The organism is Sphingobacterium sp. ML3W (genome assembly GCF_000747525.1).
Taxonomy (GTDB): Bacteria; Bacteroidota; Bacteroidia; order Sphingobacteriales; family Sphingobacteriaceae; genus Sphingobacterium.
On the sequence record NZ_CP009278.1, the window covers coordinates 2,994,850 to 3,018,148 of the forward strand.

Consider the following 23,299-nt stretch of genomic DNA (forward strand, 5'->3'; position numbering starts at 1 on the left):
GAAAAAAAATTAAAAGAATACAAGGAGATACATTCTCCAAACAATATGTAATGGACAAGAATTTAAAGAACAACATGGAAACAAAAATCAACAACATACTATACTCTGACGGATTGTTTCTTAAATACCAGTATGCAGATTTTAAACACGAAGAATTAGATATCTTATTTAACTCACATAGTGTGGCAAAAAAAACGATAGATATTTTTTGCCCTATCTGTAAAAAAGAAAGTGTATTTTCCCCAATTTGTGAGACAGGAAATTACGTTTTCGAGCAAACGTATAAAAATAGCCAATTGGGAAATGACAATCCTTTCGGACTAAATAATTTTAAAGAAAGTAAAAAGCATTGGCTGTCTAATTTGAATATAATTGTACGTGAATTTGAATGCAGTCGTGAAAAAAGTAATAGTCAACATAATTTTGTCGTTGCATTTAAATTCTATGATAGCCATTTTGTAAAAATAGCCCAATATCCATCCGTTGCAGATCTTACCAATAGACATTTAAGTAAATACAAGAAACTGGACAATGATATCTTTCTAGAGCTTAGCAAAGGACAAGGTTTATTCTCTCATAGTGTCGGAATCGGATCATTTGTCTACTTAAGACGAATAATTGAAAACCATATTGTAAAACCAGAACTCAAAAAACTAATTAGCCAAGAAAAAATAACTGAAGAAGATTTATCAAAGAAAGACTTCAAAGAAAAGCTAAACCTACTAAGGGGAGAAATTTCTGACTTTTTAGTTGAAAACAAAAAGATTTATTCCGTATTGAGCAAGGGGATTCATGAACTTTCAGAATATGAATGCTTAATTATGTATCCAATTATTGAAAAATGCATCGAGATAATTCTTGATGAACAAATAGAGTTAAAAGAAAAATTAAAAAAGAAAGAACAAGTAGCCAAACAGCTCAATGAATTACAATGATTTTATCAAATTCTATTAGAAAAACTAGAGTTCCAAATAATTCATAAACATGAAAATTTCCACATATTAACTTCTATAAAACCTACGCTTCATGATTGCCAATTTTTTATTTCTAAGTGGATCCCCACAAGTCAACTATAAAGTTTTCTTTGAAATTGCCAGAGATTTTAGAAAGGGAGGTTTAACACCTGATAATTTTGAAGAGGTTCTTAATCTCATAGATGAATTACCTCAAATCAATGTAAGGCGAGATTCTGACTATAAGATTTTCGAACACCTAAATTTAAAAGATATTAATCAAGAGGATTTTTCTATTATCATAAGAGAACTGCTTAGAAGAGGGCAAGAGAAATCAAAAAAGTGTTGGCATCCCGAAGCTTGTTCATCATCTTGCAATGTAGATGGTTCTGGCCAAATAATAGTTAGTGCCGCTCATTCAATTCAAAATAATGGTGTTTTAAGCAAAATAGCTAAAGATGGGCATGTTACCACATTTTCTAGAGAAGAAGTTGGATTTAAAGGGAAAGATGTTGGAAAAAAACTAGCATCCATATTTTGGGGATTTTGCAACCATCATGATGCTATGTTTAGGCCTATCGAAATAATAAACTATACAGGTACATCTGAACAGAACTTTTTATACGCATATCGTGCATTTGTAATAATATGTCATAAAAAAATAGAAGCTTCTCATTTCCACAATTTTGGTTCCCAATCAGAAAATGATATTATAGAAAATAAAAATATTTTTGATAGGGCTATTTTAGATAAAGATTATGACGCGATTATAACACATGTAATAGAATTGCCTTTGTTTTATCCAATAGCTGTTTCATCAGGATTTTATTTAGACTTTGACTTTGAAGGCAATTCCATACTACATTCTGAAAATAGGATGGAAAATATTTACATTACAGTTTTTCCTGACAATGGTAAAACATATTGCTTATTAAGTTATCTTAAAGAGGATGAAAATCTTTATCAGGAGCTCGCAAGTCAACTACAGTCAAGGAACAACTTTAAATCAGATTTAACTGTATTACTTGCTGCTCACGTTGAGAATATTTACTTCGAACCAATATATTTTGAAACATTTATTGCATGCCAAGCAGAATCTATTTTAAAAGTTTTCCAACAGGCACAATTTGATGTTCAAACGTTAGATTCCCAAGGAAATCACGTAGGCAATCTATCGCTCACACCTCCAGATTATCTTAAAAATATAGAGGAAATAAACTTTTTCGGTTACTAATTGATACATTTTAAAAAAATTATGGAAGAGGTAATTAAACAAAAAATGTCTTAAAAATGCGAATTTTATGAACAAAGAAAATGTTGAATTTTACGTCCGAACAATCAAATAGTATATCTAAAAGCCTCACATTTACACTATCTTAAACTTAGCGATTTAATAAACCAACTTTGCAGTATCAAATCACCGCCATTTTTTTATCATTTACGCAAATTCACATGTTGAAATTTGACACACCAGAAGTAACATCTTTCCCAGAATCAATAAAACCTTTTGCAATAGCAAATAAAGGGTATCCTGTGGGTCAAATAGCAGACGACCGAAGATTTGAAGAGCTCACTTATTCTATCTACAAATCCAAAATAGATGATGACGAGTTCCCCCCCTATGATGCAATTAGTCTGTTGACAGGAGTTCGCGACAAAGGAAGAGATTGTGTCCTTTATAAAGACGGTAAGACAGATGGTGTAATACAATGTAAACTGTACAAAAATCCATATTCAAAAAATGAATTAGGATTAGAAATCACCAAGTTCATACTATACAGTATGATTGATGATAACTTAGTCAATGACTACTCTACTTTTACCTATTTCATCTGTACTGCAAATGGACTTACTGCCGACTGTACCGATTTTATCCATGATTTCAAAAATGCTATTGGAAATGAATCGCAATTATGTAAATGGATTGATAAATGCTTAGATAAGCCTACCTTGCAAAGTTTAAAGATTAATTTCAATATAAACTCCTTCAAGGAAAAGCTATCTAAGATAACTGTAAAGAGCATTTATTCTCAGGATTTAGACATAGAATTGAGTTCTCCTATCCTATCACATTTAGCTCCACTCTTTTTTGAGGTGAGAACAGTAATAGACTCATCTAAATTAGATGAATTAATAAATCTAATAAAACCAAGTTTGACAGGTCAAGAAGTGATTAATGCGCTTCGAACATCCTCAGTAAGTCTATCCGCTGAAAATAATGAATTTAGCTCCGTCCCTAACTCACATATAGTGCGTAAGGAAACAGAACAATTATATAGCTGGTTGATAAACGACAATATTAAAACGGAAAAACATAACAACATATGCCTTTTAGTGGGGGCTGCCGGATACGGAAAAACTGTTATACTAAAGGACCTGTATGATAAGTGCCTTGATAAAAAGATAGCCGTGCTAGGTTTGAAAGCGGACAAATTGTATCCTACATCAATAGATGAATTACAAAAAAACATAAGTACTCCCCTCCCACTAATTGAATTTATTCAAGAATCTAAAAAGCACTTTTCAAAAATTGTAATTTTGATCGATCAGATCGACGCATTATCTCAATCCATGTCTTCTGACCGTAGATTTTTGAATGTATTCAGAAATTTTCTTGATGTCTTTTTAGATGATGATGACGTCAAAGTGATACTGTCTGTAAGACCTTATGAACTTAATTACGATCCGTCAATTCAGTATTATAAAGATTCGAAAACCATCCATGTAAAACAGTTGGACAATCAGGAGGTTAATGCAATTTTAAAAAAGGCACGTATAAATCCGGACACATTATCAATAAAGCTATTACAGTTACTTAAAGTGCCTAATCAATTAGACGTTTTTTTACAGATTGCAATCAATGGGACAAGTCGTATTCAATCCATATCGCTTCATGGATTATATTTTGAGCTCTGGAATCAGAAAGTTACTGAAATAACGAAAAGAACAAATAAGTTCCAAGACTGTATTTCAGTAAAAAGGCTTTTATATACTATTGTGAACGATATGTTTTCAAAGCAAAGGATTTCTGTTCCTGTCTTTAAATATGAAGATTATCAGCAGGAACTAAGTTACCTAGAAAGCGAAAGGCTACTTAAAAGAGAGGAAAACCAAATACAGTTTTTTCATCAATCGTTTTACGACTTTATATTTTCTAAACAGTTAGTTGAAAACGAAACAGATGTAATCGAATATATCAAAGATGCTAACCAGTCTATTCATATTCGATCTGCTGTAAAAATGACCTTCACTTACCTAAGAGAATATGATTTCGCGCAGTACATTGAATATATCTATTCCGTTTTTGACGACGAAGAAATACTCTTCCATATTAAACAGATTGTGTTTTCCTTAATAATATCCTTAGAAACACCTCATCAGGATGAAATCAGTTTTATTAAAACAATTATTAGAAAAGATATTCACTGCGAATTGTTATTCCTAGAGATGGCTAATGGAAAAGTATGGTTTGATGTTGTAATTGAACAGGGGTATTTAGAGTTGCTAAAAATTGACACTGCAAACATTTCTTCTAATATTGAGATTCATAAAACACGGCAAGTATTCTATAAGCTTCAAAATCAAATCATTTCATACAACTCCCAAAAGGCATGGGAAATAGTGGCAACAATACCAGATAAAACAAAAATTCAAGACCTTCTGTATCCTATAACAGATTGGAGCAATCCAATTAGTATTCAGCTTTTTGAGAGCTGTTTTGACTTTGAAGAAAATGATCCTTTTGGTTATTATCATGTACTAAACAGTATCTTGCAAAATAATTCATCGTATGTAATTAAACAACTTGCTACTAAACTTCCAAAAAGTCTAACACATCCTAAAGAAACTTCAGACTACCAAAGAAATGAAGTTTTAAAAAAAATAATACACATATGTCCAGATAAACTGTACCCAATTTTGTTAGATTGTGTACTATTGGATCTTGAGTTTGATCGTGGTTATAATTCTGGAGCGTTGATTAATGATTGGACGTTCAACAATGTTGATTTAGACGGTGATAAGGATTACCTCGATGGTCAAGAATACGCTTATCAATTACTAGGTTTTTGTCTTAAGAAAGCCGCTGAAATGAAGCTTGATAATTTCTTATCGTTCTTAGATCAATATAAAGATTCAAAATACGAATCCATATTGAGATTAGTCATTTTTACATTACAAGGTAACGAAAGTTTATATACTGATCAAATTTATGATTTCTTTATAACAGTAACTGAATCCAGAATAATACAAGAAGATGAAGGTCTGGAGCATGAACTTAGAATTCTAATAGCAAAAACCTTTGATTTCTTCACCACTGATCAAAGACAAAATGTTATAAACTATATCAAGCAATATAAAAAGGTAAAAGAAATCCATTACCGTGAATATGGAGATCCAATAAAGAAACATTTTTATACTAAATGGGGCGAAGGTAAATATTTTTGGTTAAAGCGTCTTCCTCAAGAAGTAGTTAACGCTGATCCTGAACTAGAGCAGTCTTATCATGAACTTGAAAGACGCCATGGAGATATAGAGGATAAACGTGAGGTAAGAAATCCTTCTGTGATGATCGGCTGTTCAAGCCCTATTAATTCTAAAGCATATCCTTATATGTCAAAGGAACAATGGATTGCAGCGTTTCGAAAATATGACTCAAACTACAAAGAAGATTTTCATAGTAGCAAAGGGGGAATACACGAACTAACATCAGGTTTTAAGGATACAACTCGAGAAAACCCATCAGAAATGATGATGGATATCTTAAAAACTATTACCAATGATCCTAGTGTTGATATTAACTATGTGTTTCCTGCTTTGGAAGTTTTTGCTGAAGCTAGAATAGACCTACAGCAGGATTTAATAGAACTTCTAAAAATCGCTATATCTAGGAAACAACATAAAAGTATCTACTATCCTATACGAATTGCAAGCATTCTTATGGGAAGTGATTCTGAAAGTCCTTATCTCGTGGCCTTAATAACGATTAACGCTTTAAATTACGATAGAAAGGAAATTTGGTTAGATAAAAAGGAAAATGACGTGACAACCAACATTAATGGTTTGGTTACACAAGCTATGAATACGAATTATGGCTCGGCCATTAGTGCGTTGGCTCGTATTAGAGATAATGCCTATGAAAATCTAATATTCGAAACTATAGAAAGTATTTTGACATCAGGTCCGCCTGAAGCTAGGGCTTTGTTATATTATGAAATAGCAAAATTGACCAGAATTAATATACAAAGAACTAATGACGTATTTGTTAGTTACCTGGCAAAAGAAGAAGATGTTTATGTTATAGCATCATCACTATGGTCTTTGCAGTATTTAAGAAAAAATGGGTTCAATTCAATTGCCCCTGCTTATGAAAAGTTGATTGACTCGAACTTAATAGGAAAAAATGATGCCGACTCTCTTTTTAAGATACTGTACGGATCTTATCTTTATAATATTGAAGGATCAAAAGAGTTACTGTATAAATTAATTAAAAACAACCAGAATGCGGCTATTAGAGGGGTACGGTCAATTTTTAAGCACTATTATAGCATATCTGATAGTAAGGGAAAGAATGATAGCTTACTAGCTTATATATTACAAGAAGTCAAAATTGATGAAGAAGATAATTTATCGATTAACTTTATAGATATTGAACACATAAAACTTAAAGATATCTGTCTTTTTCTTTCAAACTATATTGAATCTCCTCTTTTCGCGATGTCTAACTACTTCATTGAGTACTTATGCCAACAGTGTGCCTATTTACCAATTGAAGCGATAAAACTGTTTGATTTAGCTTTTGAAAAAAGACAATTAAATAGCTCTTTGATTAAAGGTGTTTATAAACTAGACGAATCATATATCAAATTTATTGTTGGCGCATATGACAGCTTAACACAAAAAAATGAAGAGCATTATAAAGCCAGAAAAAGCCTCCTGTTACGGTTCGATGAAGTACTGCAAGACTTTAAATTGAGAAGAATGGCAGACAAGATATTAGTTACAGTGACCTAATAAACGTTGATTGGAGTGGTACTAATTATAGCCGTTTTATTTTTTCACACACCTATGAAATTTATAATTAAAAAGTGATAAATTTGCAAGTTTAAAAAACCAAAATATGGAGATAAATCAAGCGCAAGAAGGAACTGTAAAATCAGACAAAGATCCGCAAATAAATAATGAAATTGATAATAAGGAAATAGAGGAAATCTCTGAAGATAAAAAGCAAATTTGGAACATTGAAGAAGTTGAAAAAAAACTTTTAAAGGCTTATCTTAACGATTCAGAAACTGAACTTTTGGCTATCCTGAAAAATAACACTTTTCTATTTTATGATCTTTTTACAAGAAAATATGGTATTCAACCAATTTTCCGAGAACTAAATTTTGGAAATGAATTCAGGTGTGACTTTGCATGGCTTAATGATAACTCTTCCGGTCCTGAATGGGTATTGGTCGAAATTGAAAAGCCTAAAATGAATCTTTTTAAAAACGATAATAAACCAACTGCTCCTTTTCAAGCTGCTATTGAACAAGTCAAAAACTGGGATCAATATTTCCAACAACATCCTGCAGAAAAGAAACGAATATTTGGATCTGTAGCTAGATTTAGATTAATTCTGGTCACTGGAACACATGAAGAATGGCAGAGTGAGCAGGGAAAAAGATGGAGAGCATATCACCATAATAACACAAACATTGAGATTCGTTCTATGCAAACATTTTGGAAATCCTTAACTGCCATAAAAACTAAACCAGAAGAGTTTTGGAGCTTTGAAGAAAAGCCAAAAACACTTTCTCATTCGGCATTAAGTGACTACTGGAAAAATTATGAATATATGGATAACTGGAGAGGAATTGATTTATAAAATCTTGATAACCATCAAATACAGATGAGATATGGTAATTAAATACTTAAAAGGAATATTAGTAACTATTGTTGCTTTTGCATTCAATTAATTTTAGAAATGACCATTAGTAAGTTGTTTTAAGATAACTTAGAACTGAGCCAAAACTTACAGATATTATATTTGTTCTAATGCTAAAGATCCTATCTCATTACTAAATGAATTGATTTAACTCTTAAATCATTAAAGCAGCAGTGAATAAAAACTATTGACATATACACAAAATGATTTACATTAACCGAAAAACAATATCTCATCCAGAAATATTCTATTCAAAGGAAATTGAGGCAGCAAAAATAAGCGAAAAAAATTTTTATAGCAGACCTTATGAACTTAGGTCACAGGAAAGAAATCTGACACACCTCGATCAAAAATTAAATAATATGCTTAGAAAAGCATTGATGGAGGTATTTAATGGGAGATGTGCTTATTGCGAGTCCCAAATTTCGAATTCCAGTTGCGATCATTTTAGCCCCAAAAATGGAGCAAGGGGATTTGAAAATGAGTTTTCTAATGATCACTATTGGTGGCTTTCTTACGAATGGAATAATCTTTATAATTGTTGCTTAGAATGTAACCGATATAAATCATCTTGGTTTCCAGTGAAGGGATCTAGAGCTGCAACTGAAACAAAATACAATGATATTGTTATTCAGGAAGAAGCTCTATTAATAGATCCTTGCATTGATCGCCCCCAGGAACACTTAACATACAATGAAGCTGGAGAAATGGTTTCCTTAACAACCAAAGGTAAAACCACTATTGAAATTATAAAACTTAATCGTTCTGAACTAGTAGAAGCTAGACACAGAACAATACAAAAGCTAAAAACTCAATGGAATGAATTCTTAAATTTAATTATGCGCAAAAATGAAAACTTGAGCTTATTGAATGAGATAATATATTCATGGGGGGAAATTTTTAATAATCAGGAATTACGTACATCATATTTAGGAATTCAAAGACACTTTCTTTACAAATGGTTCAAAGAGCTTGAAATACAAAACAATCCCATCTTTACAAATTTTAATATATTCTTAGATAATGAAAATATGTCAGGCAAAGCTTTGAAATTTTCGTTTCAAGAAATTGAAAGATCTGTAAATAGACAAAAGATTACAGATACAACCAGAGAAAATAATAAAGCTGTAACTAACCTTGATGGTATCAGACATATTTACGTTGAAAAAATAGAGCTTAAGAACTTCAAATGTTTTTCAAAGCTGGAACTAGACTTTTCTAATAATAGAGGAATTGCCGAAAGCAAAACTAAACAGGAAAATCCCCTTTTAGAACCATGGGTATTATTTTTAGGGGAAAATGGCGTAGGAAAAAGTTCACTACTAAAAGCCATTGCCATCGGATTATCGGGAAATGAGTATATTAAAAGTCTGTGTATATCAGGCAAAGAGATTCTAAAACACGACGAGAAAAATGGTTATATTAAAATACACTTGGTCGGTGCAATAAACCCCATAATTGTTAATTTTAATATCGATACAATTATATCTACAATTGAACAACCTATAGTAAACGTTGTAGCTTACAATTCAATACGCCTAAAACCCACTGTTGGAAAAATAATGCCAGAGAACGTTGAATTTTATGGCGCCAAGGTTAAAAATTTATTCGATTATACATTTTCCTTGCTAGATGCTGAAATTTGGCTAACAAAATTAAAAGAAGACATATTTAACCGTGTGGCCCTAACGCTAAAAGACCTAATGTTATTATAACAAAGATATCATTGAGATTCAAGAAGATAAAGCTATAATAAAACGCGGGAATGATAAATTCTATATTGATGAACTTAGCGATGGCTATAAATCTATTTTTTTCTTAGCTGTTGATATAATGGCAACCTTAACTAGTGAAAATGTAAGATTTGATTTAGCCGAAGGTATGGTGCTAATTGATGAGATTGGTACACATCTTCACCCAAGGTGGCGTATGGAAGTGGTCAGTAGATTACGGAAAGCTTTTCCAAAAATCAGATTTATTGTAACTAGTCATGAACCTCTCTGTCTAAGAGGCCTGATTGAAGGAGAAACAATTGTGCTCACAAAAAATGAGCATAAAGAAATTATAGCATTAACTGAACTACCTGATCCAAGTGAGTTACGTATTGATCAAATTTTAACTTCAGATTTTTTTGGTTTAAAAAGCACAATCGATCCTCAAACAGAAAAACTATTTGATGAATATTACAAAATACTTGCCCTGGAAGAAAAAGACAGAAGTGAAGAACAAAAGAATCGTATTTTAGAGCTCAGTCATGTTATTCCTCGTATAAAACATCTAGGGGATACAGAGCGCGAAGAGCTTGCCTATTACGTTATTGATGAACTACTAGCCCGTAAGACAAGAAAGGATGGATTGAAAATCAAAAATAATTTAGAAACAGAGGCTTTGATAAGAATAAAAAGTATATGGAAAAGTTTGGACAATAAAAGTGGATTACTATGATAAAGGTTGATAGGTCTCAAGTCCCAAAACCAGCTGCCTTGGGCAAGAGAGATAGAGCGGGTGAAACGGAAACAGAGAGAGCGATTAAACATTACACTTCTCCGACTTTTGATGGGATGACAAATTTCAAATTTAAAATTTATTCAGATCCGGAAGTAAAAGAAGCTTTGATAAAACTATTTAAAGGAAAATGCGCTTATTGTGAAAGCTCAGTTTTACATGTATATTCTGGTGATGTTGAACACTATAGGCCTAAAGGTGAAATTCAAGAAGCAATTCCAAAAACGACGCCTGGTTATTATTGGTTAGCCGCAGATTGGGATAATTTATTGTTCTCTTGTAGAAATTGTAACCAAAAGCTTACCCATTCCATGCATGGAGTAGATACAAAAAAGACAATGGGAAAGATGAATCAATTCCCCTTATCTGATATCACAAAACATGTACGTAACCATGATAACGTTAATGGGATTGCAGACGAGGAACCATATAGGATTTTACTAAATCCATGTATTGATAATCCAGAAGATCATTTAGAATATGGTCCTGAAGGAGTTATTCGACCTAAAAGAGATGCTGCTGGAAAAGAAAGCATTATGGCTAAGAAATCCATAGACGTATATGTTTTGCAAAGAATGTATCTTGTTCAAGCTCGTGAAAAGGTTCTAATAGATATCCAGGCTCAAATCCAAAGGGTAAAAGAAGCTACGACTAAGTTCAATGAATTAATAAATGATTCTGACACTGCTCTCAGATTTTATTTTGAAAAGATTTTAAAAAGAGAACTGGAACGACTAAAAAAGTTTTTAAACCCTGAAGAACAATATGTCGGAATGGCGCGGCAAATTATTGGAGAATTTCTAAAAATAAATTATAATATATCTATCTAATCACTAAAGATAAAGTGATAGGCTGTAACACAAACTGTGTCAACGCCCTATCTTTTTTTTAAAGTGTGGTTAATAGAATAAGGTTCCATATGTTTGGAACCTTCATTTTTTTGGAAGATAACCTTATAACATTGAAAAAACAACCTGCATGATATAACTCTCCTTCCCTCCTTGTCCAGTAAGTTAAAAAAAACTAAAAGTCATTTGCGCAATTTTATTCTATTACTCTAAAATGGATCTTTTTTTAGAAAACAATTTCCTGTATTTCTAGCTTAATTAGCTATTCAACTCCTCATCTAAACTAACCTCCACATATTTTAAAATCTTAAAAAATTCAAGATAGTTGATACCTGCTTTAGCCTCATCCAAAGTTTCCCTATACATTATTACATATCCATAATGCATTTGTGTTTCTGGTTCAACCATAAAAATACATTCATTGATTTTCTTTGCTTCAGTAAATTGATCAATAGTTATATCAATAAATCTGCCTGCTGAAGAAAGCCAGGCATGGGTAGTATCTCCTTTTTTACCATAGCATACCTGATAATCTCCAAAACTATATTTTTCCAATATAATTCCAAGTAAAATAGAAGCATCTTCACATGCACCAGCTGGAAATGAGTTAAAAGCAAAATGCATACTTCTCACCTCTTCTCGGCTAAGAATATCTCGAACACGATGCACTATTGTTTGTTCAGTTATATGGTAATTTTGCATTTTAGTCTCATTCATCATAACATCTCCTCTAAGGACGCAAAATAGGACCATTTATAAAAACGATATATTATTCAGAATCTTATTTTGCATTAAATTAAATTTTATGTACTTTCATAAACACCAATTAACCATAAAAAATGAACAAAGAAGAAAAATTAGCTAATTATTACAGAGAAACCAAAGAAGAACTTATCGAACAACGTCGCATCATTGATTTCGACATGAAAAATAGGTTAATAGAGTTAGAAAAGGATAAAACGACACTAGGCAACCTAACAGTATTACGTTATAAATCTGAAATTCAGTCTGCAGAGGCAGTTTATGATGATAGGGTTTCCGAACTAAAGTATATAAATGATGAATTACATCCAATTCTTACAAAAATAAATGCAGACAGGAATGATCCATTTGAAATTAAAATAGAAACCCGTTCATTTTTTGACATTTATCTTGATGATAATCATCAAATAGTAGTATCAGAAGCTTACACAAAGCTGTAATACCGATGAATAATATTCAAGAGTTAATACAGAACACTGAACTTATAGGAAAGGTAAATGCCAGTATACCTCGATTACGGAAATGTTTTGAAAAAATTATTAGTTATTCAGATAGTGATTTTGCTAATTTAAGTAAAGATGCAACTTTGAACATATTTTACCAAAACTTTATCGAAATAGTTAGTTATATACCACTAATGGCAACAATAATTGATGTTCCTTACGTAGTAAGAGGCAGAGCAAATTATAATGGAGAAATTTTTAATAATAAAAAACAAATCTCTTTCAACACTGAATGTCCTGAAAAAATTGAATTTGGCCGTTTCAACTTAAAAGCTGAATCACTTTTTTATGCCTCTTTACCAACAGAATTAAAAAATGTTGATTATGTTCTAACTTGTGCTCTCGAATGCTGTAAAGAGTTAACTGCAAAAGCAAAAATAACAAGTTATCAAGACATAACCATTGGAGGTTGGACTATAAATGAAAATCTTCCTATTGTAAATTTATGCTTTGATGAAGAACATCTAAAAGAAAATCCTTCGTTAGCTTTGGGTATTGCAAAATACTTTGCTGGTATTGAGTCATGCTTTTCTGTTGAAACTACAAATTTTATAAGAAGTTTCTTATATTATTTTTCAGGACTTAGTGGCACAAAGTCAAATAGTGAATATCATTATTTTGCAACAACGGCACTATTTCATGCTATTCGAAATTATTATAATTCAATACAGTACCCAAAATTTGGTCTAATTTATCCAAGTGCGGTAAGTGAGAAAAAGGGCCTTAATATTGTTCTAACTCCAGATGCAGTTAATAAGTTTCTATCATTAGAGAAAGTAATTATGTATAGATATATTGCGATAAATAACAGCTATACGGACTATGTTGCTGACCGTTGTAGTGATCTAGTTTATCCCGACAAAGAAGGGAGTTTTACAATTGTAAATTACATGCATGCTAAAATGTCAAGTTAGAGAAAAATTTTAAAAAAGCTCCACAACAAAAAAGATATAGTTGTAAAACACCTTTCTAATAACTTATGTGTAAAAAAATTGAAATCAGTGAAAAACCTGACAATGTAAGCATAGCCGCTCTTAAAATAACGAAGAATAAATGCTTATTAAATTCCTATTTTGTTGCGGAAAACAACAAAAATTTAAACATCGATATCGTAGAAGGAGCAATAATCATTTATGATAAAAATAGTAACGGTACGGTTTTATGTCATGCTTGGAATTGCTTGGATAATATTCATTTCGATGTTACAATTCAAACTGACAATAATTATCAAAACTATCACAAAGACGTTTCAGAAATTAAGTATGTTTCATTAGAACATCATAAACATGATATATACAAAAATGCAAACTCTATTGAATTTAGTGATAATACAATTGCATTTGTAAAGGGAGGAAATGCAATGTTAGAGAAAAAAACTTGACAATAAAAAAGTTTTATGGACTAAAAGTCTCCTTCAGTCAACGAGAAGAGCTAGCGATAAACCTTAAAAAATATTATTGTTCTTACAGAAATATTAACAATGGCAAATAATAGACATAATTTCACGGCCAAAACAATTGAAATCCTTGGAAAACGGGTTGGGCTTATATGCTCAAATCCCGCTTGTAGTAAGACCACAAGCGGTCCACATACTGATGCTGAAAAAGCTACAATAGTTGGCGTAGCTGCACACATTAGTGCAGCTGCAGCAGGAGGTCCAAGATATAATGCCACATTAGATGAGAAAGAAAGAAAATCTGCAAAGAACGGAATTTGGCTCTGTGTAAACTGCTCTACAATCATAGACAAAGATCCCGATGCTTATAGTGCCACACTATTAGAAGGCTGGAAAAACGAAGCTGAAAAACGAACAGATAAACAGTTAAAAGGAATTATTACAAGTACAAAGGATATTGAGAAATTAGCACATATTGACCTTGATTTAATTTGGTTAGGAAACTCTCGCATTAACCGTGGTTACAGCATTAAAAATCATGATATTTACGGTGATAAACCTATTCAAGCGGGAGGACCTGTAATTATACACTGGCAATTAAAATGGTTTTATTCGATTGTAATATATAATAATTCCGGCTTTCATGCTTATAATTTAAAAATTATTCCTCGCAATACTGATTTAACATTTGAAAAACTGCCCGCAAAAAATAATTTACAAGCACTAGGAAGCTTAGAATTAGAATCCAACTTCACAAAAAGGTTTGAAGGAAAACATAATGAAGCTGATGATCTATTATCGCCAACTTTCCCGCAAGAACTTTTAGATGGAATATTCGATGTTTATTATACTGATGACACACGGAAACCTCATCTTAGTTCCTTTATGCTAACCAGCGAGGGATTTATTAAAATTTAATAATAAAAGGTTCTTATATAAAAAAGAGTCTGGTCAATTTGAAGACTGGACTCCTTTTTAAGTACTTTTATAAGATTCTAAAACATTTATGGGTAATTTTATTTCGACAAATAGCACAATATCCGCGTAGGGGTAAAATAATTACCTTAAGGAGTAAATGGATATACTTAAACATACTGGTTCTTCGTCAATTTTGATGAAAATTTCATATATAACTACTTTCATCATTCTCAATCAAGCTCAGTTGACCTTTAAAAGTGATTCCTATATTAGCCAGTATTCTATATAACTGTGCCTTTTGATACTCCACACCATATTCGTCTTTAATCCATTTAGCCAGTATTGGACCCGTCCATCTTTTGTTTGTAAAACCGTATTGTTCAGGTTTTTCTTCCAGGATTAAAGTTCTAACTCGGTGAAGCTGATCACTAGATAGAGCACTACGTCTTCCTCGTCCTTTTCTGCTTTTCAAGCCACTAATCCCTTCCTCTTCGAAACGATGTACCCAGTTTGTTATCTCCTTAAAGCTTATGTCATGGAATTTTGCGAGTTCTCGACTGGAGTGTCCCAATGAAATAAGGTATACAAGATACAGCCTGAATCCAACTGCATAATCTTCATTTAGACTTAGGAGTTTTTTGATGTCTTTTGGTTCTGATCTGTGTATTTTTAAAACGGTGTCTATAAGGGAGGTCAATGGGCCAGTTTATTCGGTTTGATTTTGAAAGCCTCTCGAACTCTTTGTTATTTAATTCATATAATACGCTATATTTAAGCACTATACATATGTTACTTTTCTGCTTGATAGATGAAATTTTGCGAAAAGTATTTCTATTGTCTAACGAAATACTTGAAATAAATCTGAGCAAGAGTAGCATTAAAGTCCCTAGACAATCGTTGTTCTAAAGCTTGCTGGATCGCTGGGATTACTACCAATTCCTCCAAAATATAATCTCTGTTTACGGCAATTAACCAATCGGTTTCAAAGATTTCGTAATCGAATTCTAGAGCATTCAATGCCCATAATTCAAAAGGTGCCTGGTTAGTAAACTTTTTTAACTGTTCTTTATTGAGCTTAATATTGTTTTTATAAATCTGTTCAATAAAATTAATCATAGTGACATTGTTGTATTCTGCTACTCCATCAATAATGCCAATGAATCCAGTACCCACTATTTTAGCTGCTGAATCAATATACATTTCGAGATATTTATCATCGTGAAGGGATACGATTTCGAGTCTGAGCATAGCAAAAAAAACAAACTGATCGAAATACCTCTTTAGATAAACGTCCATCTCCTGTAATAGCTTATGTCTGCTCTGCTCTTCGATAATGGGGCACAGGTATATAAATCGACGTGGATCAGATTCCCCTTGTGGATTCATGGAATTGGCGAGGGCTTTAGGAACTAAACTTCTATCCGTAATCGGTTGGTCAGTATAGTTCTCCCGGTATGCAAGGCATAGTGATTTTATGAGTTCATCATATTTATGATAACCATATTTAGTACCGCCAATAGCATGGCCCAGCAAATCATGCAGTTGCTGAGGTTTAAAAATGTGACCATATTTTTGAATGAATTTCCCCAATGTTTTGAGATTATCCCAGCCGAGGAAGTCTTCAACTTTTAAAAAAGTGAAGATGGGTTTAGATAATGTTTCTACTAATACTACGGATAGCTCCGTTTTACAAAGAATTGTAAAAAGATTGGAAAAAATCTGGAGAAATCTGCTTTGAAACCAAAAGTTTTCCAATTGGGTTGGCACCAATGGCTCCTTGACACTAAGTCCCCAATGCCCTTCCCTTGCATAGGAAGTCAAAAGATTCTTCGCTTTTTCTACAAGATTTGTCTTGGTATCATCTGAGAGGTTAAGTTCACCTAGAGGTTGAAGGATTGAATTCAGATCTACCGTGGTTATATACAGCATTGCTTCTATGAAATAGAATTCTGGAATATAGCTGATAAGCGGCTTTTTAGCTGAATACGCAAGCACAATTGCTTTAAATACTTTTCCTGATAGTTTCTGATAATCGGAAAAAGCATCATAAATAATTTTATTACTATGGATATGGGCATGAAGAATAAGATACTTGCGATGAATCTCTTGAATATCATAAGATGCCCCGTTGGATTTTTCCAATTTATCCAACTCTTCGATAATATAATCCTGTGTTTGCCTAAATAGTTTATTTTCTTTGATTTCGATAAGATATTTTCGAACATCAACATCCACATATATTTCCAGCTCATCATGGATACTTCTATCTAGATCAATACTTTTTATATCGCGGAGAATCTCTTTTTCTTGAGGTCCTTCAATTCCTATAGATACTAAGTTTAAGAGATAGAGCTGATTTATTTTCGATAGAAAGTATTGAATCTTTTTATCCTCTCTACCCTTGGTGTTAATATCTACGTTTTTATAAAGAAAGTAAGACTTTTTAAAGTTATCGGTCGAAATTAGATAATGACCATATGCTAGGTCAAGTGTTTCTGCCGTTTGACTCTGCTCATCTTGTTTTAATTTGGTGATGTACTTATCGAAGTCCAATTTACGGAAGGAACAGTTGATACATTCACATCTTAATTCAGGACCGAAGCCTGTCGGCACGATAACCAATTCGTCTTCACTGATATATTCAAAATGACGTAGGCTGTAACCTAAGGATTTAAATTCCTTCTGGCGTAAAGCTTTTATATCTAATGGAGCGCATATTTTTTCGACCCTGAATTGATGGAGTTTTTCAAATATGTATTCAATTTTTTGTCGCGCTTCTACGATTTTCTTTTTCTCGATTATCCTCGTCAATTCTTCACTGATCAACACCCCTTCTCCTGATGTGGTTATTTCTTTCAGAAAATCTGTGATATCAGGATTTAACGCAAGTAGACGACCTTTGTTGTAGTGCCACACATAATCCTCCGAGGTATTGAACGGGTATACATTGCAAAGAAAATTGGGATCCACAAAATCCAACCCCTCGAACTTATAAATAGCTTCGTACATTTGGTCTATGATATGCTTCTCAGATTGCACGCTCTCCATTTTTTTTTCTCGGAGTTCATATAGTTTATCTGTGGCAGATTTTACAGTATTTGTTAGCCGGTCCTTGTGGAAGAGAAATAGGAATTCTCGTAAAACATCATCATGACGTAAATCGTCTAGTTGATAGGATTGATATTCACCTTGGCTGGATTGATGATAAAATCTGATTTCAGTGAAGTTTGAAACAACGACCCATTTGCAGTTACCTCCTACTTTGGAGGCGTATAGAAAGGCTTGATCTACCGGAGAGATTTTGAAGGCGGCCCTATTTTGTGGCTTATCGACAGAAGTTTTAGAATCTTTGATCTCTATGACGACATGGACATCATTCTCAATTCCTGTTTCATTGATTTTGAATCTACCAAGAGCGGCATCGGGTTTAGTTGCGTCCACACTTGTTTTCAGTTCTTCTCGAATCAACCAATTGCTTGGATTTTTGTAATTAAATCCAAGCACATCCCCAAAAATCTCTAAGATAAACCTTGATTTTGTTTCCTCCTCCTTTGAACGGTCTAGACGATGTGATTCCAACATTTTTATCCAAGTATCAATAATATCTTTTTTACGAAAGATATCCGTCTGTGTCGCTAACCTAAAATCTTTTAGATATTGCGCTAAAAATTGTTTAGAAAATATCGGTCTGTTCATCAAGAAAAAAGTATGTTCATAAAAATAGCCAATTTTAGTTAGATGTACCAATAAACTATTAATGGTTATCTATCGTCAGGAAGTTTTTGTAAATTTACAATGCGACCAAACAGTAGAATGATTTTTTAAATACCAGTAATTTAAATCGGCCAAGATATGAGCAAAATACAATATGACCCTAAAACGAATACAATCGTCGTAAATGGAATTGCCTGGGATTTAGATGGACTGAAGCAAATCTGTCATTCCGATTTCGTTTATGAAGCTAGAAATAGAGGTGTAATCTGTAATAAATATAAAATTCCTAGAGAATTACTAAATGAGTGGATTGAGTCCGAAGATTGGGAATTTGATAAAAAAAACCATTGGCAGCGTCCCTATAGTTATAGAATCGATAGCGCTGTCACTCAGCTAATCAGAAATGTCAGCAATTTAACGGAAATCCAACAGGAAGTTGATACTATTGAATTTCATCCTGAAAATCTATTAAGTCGCATAAAGTTAGATATTGAATTTAAAGAGCAAGGAGAATTCAGATCTTATAAAACTTTTGTGATTGAAAAATATACAGTTAAAATCGAGGACTATAATGAATGGAATGGAGAAAAAATTGAATATGAGGATGAAATTAGGTACAAGACATCGCTTGATGAGAATCAGATTATAATCAAACATGGAAAAGTGCAAAAACCCAAGAGATAGTACATATAGTAACAGTATTAGAAAGGCGGACAATGAGGTTTTAATCCGATTTTAAAACTAGCATAAATTTATAAGAAACAACAACTTATACCTTAGTGAAGGTCACAAAAAGTATAAGGTCCTATAATTATCTTAGACCGCATATGAGTTGCGATTACCATACTCCTGCAGTAACACATACTTCAAAAAAGCCATTAATTAAGCGATGGAAAAACTGCAGAAAAAATATAAAAAGATGCAAGAAAACTCTTGATTTTATAAATATAACTCTCATAAAACTGTTATGCATTGCCCGTATTAGACCATCTGTAAAGTTTTTTCAGGACGAGACATATTCAACCAAACTATCTCATTATTAATAAAATGACTAAGTAAAGTAGGTCATTCGCTAGAAATAATCACATTCATTAAATCACTATCTGGTAGAAAAGGGAGATAACTACGGATTTCAGCGGAAAAGGCTCCAATTTCAGTTGCTGCTTGTCTTGTCGGCCCCTTTATATTTTTAAGCTCAACAATCAGGATGCTTTCAACTTTTGGCGAGTAAAGCAAAAAATCGGGTCATAAAATATCTCCTGTATCTAAGGAAATATTTACATCCTCCACTATAACTTCATGGTTTTCAAACGAATTTAGACAATGTTTAAAACTATGTATTATTTTCTGATGTGAAGAATCTGGATAGTTTTCATGAACAATATTTTCAATAAAATCCTCATAATTTATTACAATATCAGCTAGGCAGCACCCTTTTGCAAAAAGATTACTCAACCAAATTTGCATGTCTTTCTCACTTTTAAAAACCATAATCTAAGATATTATTCAAATCAAACTGTGCCTACCGATTTTAAAATATTCTGGACTTAAACTTTTATACAACAATTTTAAAAAAGGTATTCTCGTTGCCCTAAATAGCTCTGAATCATTTTAGATAACATCCTAAATTTATTGTTCAAGAAATAATTTTTACATTGTGATATGTTACAATTTTAAATTCTCAATTATGAAACCCAATTCATTTTCATCCGAAAATGATTCAAGATCAGGATCAATATCTATTTCTTGTAAAACGAGTTTAATATTTCTAGAATCAGTATATGAATCGATTGCCAAAGGCATATCTATGCCACTAAGTTCTTCAATTAATTCTACATTAACCTGATAAGTCTCCGCATCAGCGAATTCATTAAACAAATCATTGTCAGACTCTAAAATTTCAATAATATCGTCTTCAATAAGTAATTTACTCTGCCCCATCATAAAACCAGCTCTATAAAGATTTCCGTCATCCTTTTCAAAAATAACGACTTTCCAAAAAAGTACAGGTATTTGTACTTGCACCTCATCTAATGGTGTCACAAAATAAGGATTCTGCGACGATAAAATAGGACCTGTATAAACATTAATCTTAAGCTCTTTTTTCTTTGTTTCAGTATGTAGGATATAATCTTCCAAACTCCTCCATATGTCTCGATTTAAATCTTTATGTTGTGGAACTGCATTTGTATAGTAGAATGTAGAATCTGCTGCATTAAGAGCTATTGCAATTGTATTCCCCCATTGAACGTCCTCCCTCTTGGCCATATGCCCTCTGTCAAAATTACTCTTAGGTAAAGTATAAAACTCTTTCCCAAACTGCAATTCTTTTGGAATTCGCGGATCCTTCCTCCAATTATCCTTTCTTGGGACTTTCTTAAATTGAAGCCCATCGATATTTGTAGCAGTGTAATAAGGAAATTTGTAGAATGTTGAAAATTGTAAGCTATAATTTATATAGTTTATTATGTTATTACCTTCTGAATCAACAGTAAGATCTTTAAACTGTTCCTCATTTAATATTGGCAATTCCACTATTTTTCCTGTAATAAAAGCAGAATCATATCCTTTAAAAAGATTTATACTATTCATATTTTTAGTTTTTATGGCTATCTCTTACAAATTCAATTATTTTATTGATTAATATTCCCTCATTTCTAGATCTTACTCCAGAAGGAAGCTCAGCCTCATCCCTTTTTTTCTCACTGCCGCTATGATGAAGAGCAACAACTTCCCAATCAGAATTAAAAACAGGCGAACCAGAAGAGCCTTTCAAAGTGTCTGTTAAATATTGAATCTTCCTTTCGTCTCTGTAGGTAATAATATTATGATATAAAGAAATCTGCTTCATCTCACCTCCAGGATGCTGAATAATATTAACAAATTCGCTATCAGCAATTTTAATTTCGTTCAGCTCTAAGTATCCGTAGGTTTTAAGCTCGTCATTATCATCCTTTAATCTTAAAACAGTCGTATCCAATTGATTTACTGCAGAACAGTACCAAACTGCTCCATCTTCAATAGAAAAACTTTTAGAAGGCAAACTATTACCTTCCATATCAAGTTCGTAATCGAAAATTATCTTTGTCTTTTTGATATCTTCTCTCCTATTTATGACGTGAAAATTTGTCATAAAAAATAAATCATCAATACCATTAATTTTAAATAGAAACCCAGTACCAACACTATATCTATTCGTTCCTGTCTTCATTTCAACCTTTGCAACGGCTTTACTTTTAAGAATACCTTTTGCGAGAAAATTAATAGGAAGCAAAGTATTTTGCCCCATTGTCAAAACTTCTAATGTATCTGCAGAAACTGCATTCCACTGTGAAATTTTATCAATATCTGGGCTTAAAGAGTAATCTATTTCTTTTGAGGACAATGCAGCCTTCAGAAAAGGATTTTCAGGATAACTATCTAATAATGAATTAATTAAGTCAGAAACTTTATCTCTTTTGTCTGCTTCAAGCAAAACTCTATTCCAAACATCAATTGCATTACCACTATCATCAATAAATTGAGGCTTTAAGCCTGCTGCCAATATAAATTTAGTAATTCCATTTTTTTGGGGAATCAAATCACTTAATACATCATTTAATTGTGTCAGTTTCTTTGTCCACGCCATTTAATTAAATATTTCATTATATTCTACAGATAATCTATCTACTAGTTCCTCTTGTTTGTTATATTTTAAGCACAAATCAATAAGTTGCGAAGCCATATTCACTGCTGAACTTTCCTCGAGTTTTGATTTGTTTATTCCAATATTAGAAGCCAAAGTCTTTATAGAAGCGGCAGAATCATAAAAATTAGGAATTTTCGATATCAGTTCTTCTAAAGCATGACCACCAAGATACAGCCCTTTCACACGTTCATGAAGTAAGCTAAGCTTTGCTTTTTCTGTTTGCGTAGTAAGCTCCGAAGGTGACAAAAATCTGGAATCAAATATTGGCGAAACCACATTTGGGTTAATTAAATATTCCCCAAATCTTGCATCTTTCTGGGCATAATCATCAAAGTACGTCTTTAACTTTTTGTCAACGTCTTTTACTTTACTATCGGCTGAAACATATACAAAATCATAAAAAAGACCTCCATTCCTTTCATATTCCATTAATGAAAAAGGATGATAAACAATTGGAAAGTTTTGCTGTGCGATTGATATCTTTTCCAATGAATCAATCACCAAATATCCTCTGGGAATATCTGTAGAGTGAAATTTAGATGCCCATTGCACATCCATAGGCTGCCATGTAGCGCCACGAATTACCACACAATCACCCTGCTTTACTTTTAAAGCTTCATAAACTTCAGGATAACATAAAACGGGAATACCGGTTGATGCGTTGCATTTAGCACTCACAGAAAGAAGAACTTTTCCATCCGCGAGGGGTGGTAATAGCAGTGTTCCAATTCCTCCCAATACTTTTTTACTTTTACCAGGAGGATTAAACTCGACCCATTCATCGCTTTTAATAGCTACATCAGCAGCTGTATGCTGTCGAATTAGCTTAGATGAATTTGACCACTAAAGTCCAGGAACACGAGCAACCCAATCTGATACAACAAAATTGTATAAGTCTACTTTACTATTCCAATATTTATCTCTATCACCTAATACATCATTCCAAAAATCACTTTCATCAAAATACATATAGGATCTCTCTTCACTTGTATCTATAAAAGTTGACTCTATAGTCTCAGCGATTGCATAATTTTCTAGCGTTTCTATAATTTTAGTACCTTTAAGAAGGCTTTGTAGGGTCATG

At 32.5% G+C, this 23,299-nt stretch carries 19 protein-coding genes; 12 read left to right on the top strand and 7 right to left on the bottom strand.

Annotated features, from left to right (window positions below; translation table 11 throughout):
* Positions 1 to 74 precede the first annotated feature (74 nt).
* The 7 genes from KO02_RS12825 to KO02_RS12855 all read left to right on the top strand — a co-directional run bounded on the left by KO02_RS12825 (position 75) and on the right by KO02_RS12855 (position 11,216).
* Complete coding sequence (locus KO02_RS12825; protein ID WP_038698881.1) at positions 75 to 935, top strand: hypothetical protein; 861 nt, start codon at positions 75 to 77, stop codon at positions 933 to 935.
* A 91-nt stretch (positions 936 to 1,026) separates the two neighbouring features.
* A complete protein-coding gene (locus KO02_RS22820; RefSeq protein WP_051959916.1) occupies positions 1,027 to 2,187 on the top strand; it encodes a hypothetical protein in 1,161 nt (386 codons plus the stop codon).
* A 170-nt stretch (positions 2,188 to 2,357) separates the two neighbouring features.
* Positions 2,358 to 6,965: an AAA family ATPase gene (locus tag KO02_RS12835; RefSeq protein ID WP_144243321.1), complete on the top strand. Its 4,608-nt coding sequence runs from the start codon at positions 2,358 to 2,360 to the stop codon at positions 6,963 to 6,965.
* Between the two features lie 106 nt (positions 6,966 to 7,071).
* Positions 7,072 to 7,821 carry a Shedu anti-phage system protein SduA domain-containing protein gene (locus KO02_RS12840; RefSeq protein WP_081918377.1) on the top strand — a complete coding sequence of 250 codons (750 nt, stop codon included), beginning with the start codon at positions 7,072 to 7,074 and terminating at the stop codon, positions 7,819 to 7,821.
* A gap of 263 nt (positions 7,822 to 8,084) precedes the next feature.
* On the top strand, positions 8,085 to 9,596 hold the full coding sequence (locus tag KO02_RS12845) for an AAA family ATPase (protein WP_038698885.1): 1,512 nt from the start codon (positions 8,085 to 8,087) through the stop codon (positions 9,594 to 9,596).
* A gap of 94 nt (positions 9,597 to 9,690) precedes the next feature.
* A complete protein-coding gene (locus tag KO02_RS12850) occupies positions 9,691 to 10,326 on the top strand; it encodes an AAA family ATPase (RefSeq protein ID WP_235212398.1) in 636 nt (211 codons plus the stop codon).
* Positions 10,323 to 11,216: a hypothetical protein gene (locus tag KO02_RS12855; RefSeq protein WP_038698889.1), complete on the top strand. Its 894-nt coding sequence runs from the start codon at positions 10,323 to 10,325 to the stop codon at positions 11,214 to 11,216. The genes KO02_RS12850 and KO02_RS12855 overlap by 4 nt, the downstream gene beginning before the upstream one ends.
* Positions 11,217 to 11,492: 276 nt before the next feature.
* On the opposite strand, the gene KO02_RS22825 is transcribed toward KO02_RS12855, so the two are convergent.
* Positions 11,493 to 11,954 carry a hypothetical protein gene (locus KO02_RS22825; RefSeq protein ID WP_051959917.1) on the bottom strand — a complete coding sequence of 154 codons (462 nt, stop codon included), beginning with the start codon at positions 11,952 to 11,954 and terminating at the stop codon, positions 11,493 to 11,495.
* A gap of 119 nt (positions 11,955 to 12,073) precedes the next feature.
* Between KO02_RS22825 and KO02_RS12865 the strand changes: the two genes are divergently transcribed.
* The 4 genes from KO02_RS12865 to KO02_RS22830 all read left to right on the top strand — a co-directional run bounded on the left by KO02_RS12865 (position 12,074) and on the right by KO02_RS22830 (position 14,813).
* On the top strand, positions 12,074 to 12,436 hold the full coding sequence (locus KO02_RS12865; RefSeq protein ID WP_038698891.1) for a hypothetical protein: 363 nt from the start codon (positions 12,074 to 12,076) through the stop codon (positions 12,434 to 12,436).
* Between the two features lie 5 nt (positions 12,437 to 12,441).
* Entirely contained in the window at positions 12,442 to 13,413 is a 972-nt protein-coding gene (locus KO02_RS12870) for a hypothetical protein (RefSeq protein WP_038698893.1), read from the top strand.
* 65 nt (positions 13,414 to 13,478) lie between these two features.
* Complete coding sequence (locus KO02_RS12875; RefSeq protein WP_038698895.1) at positions 13,479 to 13,880, top strand: hypothetical protein; 402 nt, start codon at positions 13,479 to 13,481, stop codon at positions 13,878 to 13,880.
* A 99-nt stretch (positions 13,881 to 13,979) separates the two neighbouring features.
* Positions 13,980 to 14,813, top strand: a complete 834-nt coding sequence (locus KO02_RS22830) for a hypothetical protein (RefSeq protein WP_051959918.1) — start codon at positions 13,980 to 13,982, stop codon at positions 14,811 to 14,813.
* 205 nt (positions 14,814 to 15,018) lie between these two features.
* On the opposite strand, the gene KO02_RS12885 is transcribed toward KO02_RS22830, so the two are convergent.
* Together KO02_RS12885 and KO02_RS12890 are read right to left on the bottom strand one after the other, a co-directional pair.
* A complete protein-coding gene (locus KO02_RS12885) occupies positions 15,019 to 15,510 on the bottom strand; it encodes a helix-turn-helix domain-containing protein (RefSeq protein WP_051959919.1) in 492 nt (163 codons plus the stop codon).
* Positions 15,511 to 15,644: 134 nt separating this feature from the next.
* The gene (locus KO02_RS12890; RefSeq protein WP_038698897.1) at positions 15,645 to 18,509 is read right to left on the bottom strand and encodes a type IIL restriction-modification enzyme MmeI; all 2,865 of its coding nucleotides are present in this window, start codon (positions 18,507 to 18,509) and stop codon (positions 15,645 to 15,647) included.
* A 156-nt stretch (positions 18,510 to 18,665) separates the two neighbouring features.
* On the opposite strand from KO02_RS12890, the gene KO02_RS12895 reads away from it, so the two are divergent.
* A complete protein-coding gene (locus KO02_RS12895) occupies positions 18,666 to 19,211 on the top strand; it encodes a hypothetical protein (protein WP_038698899.1) in 546 nt (181 codons plus the stop codon).
* A gap of 981 nt (positions 19,212 to 20,192) precedes the next feature.
* On the opposite strand, the gene KO02_RS12905 is transcribed toward KO02_RS12895, so the two are convergent.
* The 4 genes from KO02_RS12905 to KO02_RS12920 form a co-directional block, all read right to left on the bottom strand.
* On the bottom strand, positions 20,193 to 21,119 hold the full coding sequence (locus tag KO02_RS12905; protein WP_038698903.1) for a DNA/RNA non-specific endonuclease: 927 nt from the start codon (positions 21,117 to 21,119) through the stop codon (positions 20,193 to 20,195).
* A 4-nt stretch (positions 21,120 to 21,123) separates the two neighbouring features.
* Positions 21,124 to 22,155 (bottom strand): trypsin-like peptidase domain-containing protein, encoded by a 1,032-nt coding sequence (locus KO02_RS12910; RefSeq protein ID WP_038698906.1) that lies wholly within the window; start codon positions 22,153 to 22,155, stop codon positions 21,124 to 21,126.
* Positions 22,156 to 22,953, bottom strand: coding sequence for a hypothetical protein (locus KO02_RS12915; protein ID WP_038698908.1), 798 nt, complete (start codon positions 22,951 to 22,953; stop codon positions 22,156 to 22,158).
* Positions 22,954 to 23,058: 105 nt separating this feature from the next.
* Complete coding sequence (locus KO02_RS12920; protein ID WP_038698910.1) at positions 23,059 to 23,298, bottom strand: hypothetical protein; 240 nt, start codon at positions 23,296 to 23,298, stop codon at positions 23,059 to 23,061.
* Between the last annotated feature and the right edge of the window lies 1 nt (position 23,299).

What these genes read in the sequence shown, in the direction of transcription:
- KO02_RS12825 (WP_038698881.1), top strand. Translation starts at nt 75, where the DNA reads ATGGAAACAAAAATCAACAACATACTATACTCTGACGGATTGTTTCTT.
- KO02_RS22820 (WP_051959916.1), top strand. Translation starts at nt 1,027, where the DNA reads ATGATTGCCAATTTTTTATTTCTAAGTGGATCCCCACAAGTCAACTAT.
- KO02_RS12840 (WP_081918377.1), top strand. Translation starts at nt 7,072, where the DNA reads ATGGAGATAAATCAAGCGCAAGAAGGAACTGTAAAATCAGACAAAGAT.
- KO02_RS12845 (WP_038698885.1), top strand. Translation starts at nt 8,085, where the DNA reads ATGATTTACATTAACCGAAAAACAATATCTCATCCAGAAATATTCTAT.
- KO02_RS12855 (WP_038698889.1), top strand. Translation starts at nt 10,323, where the DNA reads ATGATAAAGGTTGATAGGTCTCAAGTCCCAAAACCAGCTGCCTTGGGC.
- KO02_RS22825 (WP_051959917.1), bottom strand. Translation starts at nt 11,954, where the DNA reads ATGATGAATGAGACTAAAATGCAAAATTACCATATAACTGAACAAACA.
- KO02_RS12865 (WP_038698891.1), top strand. Translation starts at nt 12,074, where the DNA reads ATGAACAAAGAAGAAAAATTAGCTAATTATTACAGAGAAACCAAAGAA.
- KO02_RS12870 (WP_038698893.1), top strand. Translation starts at nt 12,442, where the DNA reads ATGAATAATATTCAAGAGTTAATACAGAACACTGAACTTATAGGAAAG.
- KO02_RS12875 (WP_038698895.1), top strand. Translation starts at nt 13,479, where the DNA reads ATGTGTAAAAAAATTGAAATCAGTGAAAAACCTGACAATGTAAGCATA.
- KO02_RS22830 (WP_051959918.1), top strand. Translation starts at nt 13,980, where the DNA reads ATGGCAAATAATAGACATAATTTCACGGCCAAAACAATTGAAATCCTT.
- KO02_RS12890 (WP_038698897.1), bottom strand. Translation starts at nt 18,509, where the DNA reads ATGAACAGACCGATATTTTCTAAACAATTTTTAGCGCAATATCTAAAA.
- KO02_RS12895 (WP_038698899.1), top strand. Translation starts at nt 18,666, where the DNA reads ATGAGCAAAATACAATATGACCCTAAAACGAATACAATCGTCGTAAAT.
- KO02_RS12905 (WP_038698903.1), bottom strand. Translation starts at nt 21,119, where the DNA reads ATGAATAGTATAAATCTTTTTAAAGGATATGATTCTGCTTTTATTACA.
- KO02_RS12910 (WP_038698906.1), bottom strand. Translation starts at nt 22,155, where the DNA reads ATGGCGTGGACAAAGAAACTGACACAATTAAATGATGTATTAAGTGAT.
- KO02_RS12920 (WP_038698910.1), bottom strand. Translation starts at nt 23,298, where the DNA reads ATGACCCTACAAAGCCTTCTTAAAGGTACTAAAATTATAGAAACGCTA.